General features: G+C 69.0%; 1 protein-coding gene. It reads right to left on the minus strand.

Annotated elements, in window-relative coordinates; translation table 11 throughout:
• The coding region (locus tag R5H29_RS01510; RefSeq protein WP_332328628.1) for a hypothetical protein at nucleotides 1-378 on the minus strand (378 nt) is incomplete at both ends.

Genomic DNA, 378 nt, shown 5'->3' on the forward strand with positions numbered 1-378 from the left:
TTCCCCGTGTTGGTGGTCAACGAGTAGGACACGCCGTTCAGGCTGCAGGTCGTGCTGCCCGACGTGGGGGTCTTGCCGTTGGCGTTGAGTGTCGCCGGCAACGCCGGATAGTTACAGACCTGCGCGCCCAGCGAATAGGATCCGGCGCTGCCGGACGGCCGCGGCGTCACCGTCTGGAACGGCTGACCGAGGCCCGTTATGGCGCCGACGCCGCGCTGCACGCTGCCCGCCGGCACAAGCTGCGCGCAGGTGCCGGTCGTGTCGTTGGCGATCTTCTTGCTCAGGGTCGTTGCAATGTAATTGCCGGCCGGTATCGTCACGGCCGCCCGGCCCGATGCGGGCGCGAGCGCCAGCAGCGGGACGGCGATGAGCAAGCGG

This window comes from Stenotrophomonas sp. A3_2 (genome assembly GCF_036624925.1).
Classification (GTDB): domain Bacteria; phylum Pseudomonadota; class Gammaproteobacteria; order Xanthomonadales; family Xanthomonadaceae; genus Stenotrophomonas; species Stenotrophomonas hibiscicola.